3 protein-coding genes are annotated in these 4,355 nt (G+C 40.3%); 2 read left to right on the top strand and 1 reads right to left on the bottom strand.

The features are described from left to right. Positions 1-669: 669 nt before the first annotated feature. Both FL972_RS00625 and FL972_RS00630 read left to right on the top strand, forming a co-directional pair. Positions 670-1,608: a GNAT family N-acetyltransferase gene (locus FL972_RS00625; RefSeq protein WP_144602316.1), complete on the top strand. Its 939-nt coding sequence runs from the start codon at positions 670-672 to the stop codon at positions 1,606-1,608. Positions 1,609-1,865: 257 nt separating this feature from the next. After that, positions 1,866-2,855, top strand: coding sequence for a polysaccharide deacetylase family protein (locus FL972_RS00630; RefSeq protein ID WP_144602318.1), 990 nt, complete (start codon positions 1,866-1,868; stop codon positions 2,853-2,855). Between the two features lie 18 nt (positions 2,856-2,873). Here the strand turns inward: FL972_RS00630 and FL972_RS00635 are convergent, their stop codons facing one another. Next, positions 2,874-4,232 carry a glycosyltransferase gene (locus FL972_RS00635; RefSeq protein WP_250161251.1) on the bottom strand — a complete coding sequence of 453 codons (1,359 nt, stop codon included), beginning with the start codon at positions 4,230-4,232 and terminating at the stop codon, positions 2,874-2,876. Between the last annotated feature and the right edge of the window lie 123 nt (positions 4,233-4,355).

The raw sequence follows: 4,355 nt of genomic DNA on the forward strand, positions 1-4,355 counted from the left end.
AGCGGTGCTATGCTTCATTCTCCGCCTCAGGCGGATTGATTTTATTGCGGTTTGACCTCTCACCACAGATTCTAATGCATAATCCGGGTTAAAAGATTTTTGAAAGTGGTCAGAATGCTTCAGCTCTCGATTCAAAGAGGCACTCAGAACAGTAGTCCCTAATGAACTCAAAAAGTACTAACCGAAGTTTTTGAAGGCTGATTCTTGGTTAAATTTATTCTGATTATCCGCAATCATGCCTTTGCCTTATTTTCTTTGCTTGACTGATTGGATGCTTCGACTTCGCTCAGTACAGGCGACCGATGACCGAAGACCCAGCCACGGCTGACAGGCGAAGCTTCCGGATTCTGATCCTTTTAGCAGACAATAAGCCGTATTTTGTTGTTACTGTTAAGAAAGCGGATATCCATAAAAATTATTTTTTATTGGCTGGAAGGGTGCAGGTAGCATATAATTTAATTTTTTGAAGTGTCACTCAGGTTTTTAGATTAAAAATAACTTACGCAAAAACTAAGCCTAATGAAAACAGTTCAAAATCAGAAGTTTGACTTTAAATTACCAAAATAAGGCTATTGAAATAAGTATTTGACTTTCTTAGTTCTCAAAAAAAGACCAATCAGAATCAAGGATTTCTAAAATCTAGTATTTACTTTGAGTGAAAGTAAGAATATGATAATCCGTAAGGCGGAAGAAACAGACACTGACTCAATTATTCACTTACTCAGAACTTCTCTGGGTGAAAGTTTGCTTCCGAAATCCCTGGAGTTTTGGAGATGGAAGCACCTAGATAATCCTTTTGGGCGATCTCCTGTACTTCTGGCGGAAGAAAATGGGGAACTGGCCGGTATACGTGCTTTCTTAAAATGGGAGTTTACGCAAGGCACAAAAATCTACAAATGCGGACGCGCCGTTGACACTGCTGTACACCCAAATCATCAGAAAAAAGGGATATTTACCCAACTCACCCAGAGTCTTTTAAAGCAAGTTCAACAAGAAGGATACGATCTCATATTTAATACTCCCAACACCAAAAGTTTACCGGGGTATTTGAAAATGGGCTGGAAAAAATGGGGCAGACTGCCCTTGAAGATTCAGTTTTACATCAGTTTCCGACCGAGTGAAATTCCAAAAAATAATTTTGAATGGGACGCAGTCAAACCATTGATTCAAGAGTTTGAAGAAAGTGCCAATCCAACGGAGGATTTAATTCAGTCAAGGCTAAAAAAAGGATACATCGTATGGAGATACCAGAAATGTCCAGTTGCTAATTATTCCTTTATCAGTGATTTCAAAAGTTATCTTTTGGTCTATAGAATCAAAGAAGTGAAATGGGGCAAGGAATTAAGAGTTTGTGACTTGTTTTGCTCACCAAATTTTGAGGAAAGTGAAAAAAGAGAGTTGAACGAGCAGTTCAGAAATTTGATTAAACAAGAAGAAATCCGGTTTAGCAGTTTCTCCGGTCTAAGTTACAATTCCGATAAGTTGGACTTAGGGATTTCTCCGGTTTTGCAGCGAGGCCCCTTAGTAACGATTAAACCCCTCAAAGAAACTCTGATGAACCAACCTTTGATGTGGAATTGGAGCCTGGGAGATCTGGAGTTATTTTAGGACTGAGAAATTTAACCTGAGTTTTACTGAATCTCCCTTACTATATTCCTGATTCCAAGTAGCCCTTCCTTCGGTAACTCACTGATTTTTTCTAATCCATCATCTCAATATCCACAGGAATTATCTCTCAATTTCCTTCTTCCTCTTGACATAAAGAAAGAAACTTACTTAAATTGACCTTGGAAGTTTCGTAGAGGCTGTTCAATTTTTAAAAAATAAAACCGAGATATCAACTCATTTTCAATCAGCAAAAAAGTATGCCCGGATCACTTATTATTTCACTTGATTTTGAACTTCTATGGGGGATTTTTGACAAGGTTGGGAATAGATACAAACCTGAATATTTTGAAAATACCCGAAGACTGATTCCGCAAATGCTGGAACTCTTTGCCAATAATCAAATAGCAGTTACCTGGGCTACCGTAGGAATGCTTTTTGCCGAAAACGAGGAGGAATGGAGAGCATATTCACCTGAATTTCTGCCATCTTATAAAGAAAAAAAGTACTCCGCCTATGAGTGGAGCAATGTACATGGAATCAAACCTGAAGTACATTTTGCTCCTGATTTGATTCGTCTGATTTTGGAAACTCCCCTGCAAGATTTGGGTTCCCATACCTATGCGCATTATTATACATTAATGAGGGGACAAAGTCCGGAGCAATTTAGGCAAGACTTGCAGGCAAGTCAGATGATTGCCAAGGACAAATTTGGGGTTGAGTTAAAGTCCCTTGTTTTTCCCCGAAACCATATCAATGAACTGTATTTGGGGATTTGTCTGGAAGAGGGTTTCGACTGCGTGAGAGGGAATCCTAAGAATTGGTTTTGGCAGGAAACACAACACGAAGATTTGAGCAAGAAAATTTTCAGGTCAGCAGATTGCTTTTTCCCATTGGGCAGTAAAACTTCCTTTTCTTCGGATAGCATTTCATTTTTCCCCAATGAACCATTAATCATTCCTGCTTCCAGAATTTTAAGGCCTTACAGTCCTGACAACCCTATTTTCAACAAAGTTCGGCTCAATCGTATCAAGCAGGAAATGTCAGAAGCCGCAAAAAAAGGAGAACATTACCATCTTTGGTGGCACCCACATAATTTTGGGAATAATCCTGGGGAAAGTATGGAAGAGCTTCAATCCTTGATCCTTCATTTCCATCAATTACGAAACTTGTATGGGATGGATTCTCATTCTATGGAATCGTTCAGCCGAGAAATAAAAAGCATGCCTGCCTTTGCTGATAAGGTTTAGGTAGGCTCAGCGAGTTGGCTATCCCAGTACTTCTTGATAAATTTTTTCCAATTCCTTCACCATGCGTTGCATACTGAATTTTTGTTCCACCTGTTTTCTGGCCTCTTCCCCCATTTTCATAAGTAATTCCTCTTCCTCTAGGAGCTGAATACAGAAACCTTCCAAATACTCCCATTCATCTACGTGGCATAAAAACCCCTGCTTCCCATGCTGAATCACTTCTCCAATTCCTCCAGCCCGGGTAGCGACAACTGGAATTTCACAAGCCATGGCTTCCAGCATAGCAATTGGAAGACCTTCAAACTCAGAAGAACTGAGGTAAATATCCATGAGATTTAAGTAAGGGATTACCTCCTTTTGCACCCCTACCAGGTGAAAGTTCTCTTCAAATCCAGAATCCTTTATTTGACTTTCTAAGCGCTCCCTCCACTCTCCATCACCCACTAAAAGGAAATGAGTAGTCGGGTGTTTTTTTAAAATTCGGATGGCCACTTCCACCCAAAGCCAAAGCCTCTTTTGAGATCTAAAAACGGCCACCTTACCGATTACTTTGGAAGAAGCAGGTATTCCCAATTGTTCTTTAATACTAAAAGATTCTACCCCAACTACTTTTTCTCGCATCTCATCTCTAATCTCTCGCTTCTCGCCTCTCGCTTCTTGCCTCTCGTCTCTCGCTTCTTGCCTCTCGCTTCTCGCTTCTAGCCTCTCGCTTTTCTTCACTTCATTCTCGCTTCTCATCTCTCGCTTCTCGCCTCTCATCTCTCGCTTCTCGCCTCTCGTCTCTCGCTTCTCGCTTCTCATCTCTCGCTTCTCGCCTCTCGTCTCTCGCTTCTTAAAAAAAACCTCCGTATTGACTCCATTCTGCACCACTCTGATTTTCAATCTTCCTCCACGCTTGTAGGGATCCCAAATGGAATTGAGTTGCATAGAAAGCGCCACTTCGTTGGAAACCGCGATTGCCAAATCCTGCTTTTTGAAAGTCAGTCTATTTCCCCAATAAGAGACTTTGTTATATCTATCCCAGGTATTGTGTTCGGTGTAAACAATAGGGATAGAAACATTCAAACCGACGAATCGGGCTAAAATTCCTGCCCATGGAAGGTGCGCGTGGATGAGGTCAAAGTTATTTTCCCGGATAAATGAACTTACCTTTTTCACTTGAAAAAACAGACCCAGATTTCCCGAAGGGATATGGTGTACCTGAATTCCGGCTCTTTCCAATTCATCAATAATATTTTCTTGTTGATGGTAAAAATAAAGGCAATGGAATTCGAATTTAAGCTGATCATGAACCGAAGCAGTTTCGGGAATCAATTTTTCTGCCCCTCCTCTTCCCAGGGATTTGATCAGGTGAAGTACTTTTATTTTTTTGGACACGGGTAATCAGGCTAGAATACAAACCTAATTAAAGAAATACTTTTGAAACATGGCTATGGCGAAATATTTAAAAGATACCTAAAAGATAATTTTTAAGATATGCCTTTGGCAAGATATATATGG

The organism is Algoriphagus algorifonticola (assembly GCF_007655305.1).
GTDB lineage: Bacteria > Bacteroidota > Bacteroidia > Cytophagales > Cyclobacteriaceae > Algoriphagus > Algoriphagus algorifonticola.

Excerpts from the sequence above, each read along its gene's own strand:
- FL972_RS00625 (WP_144602316.1), top strand. The coding sequence starts at position 670 with ATGATAATCCGTAAGGCGGAAGAAACAGACACTGACTCAATTATTCAC.
- FL972_RS00630 (WP_144602318.1), top strand. The coding sequence starts at position 1,866 with ATGCCCGGATCACTTATTATTTCACTTGATTTTGAACTTCTATGGGGG.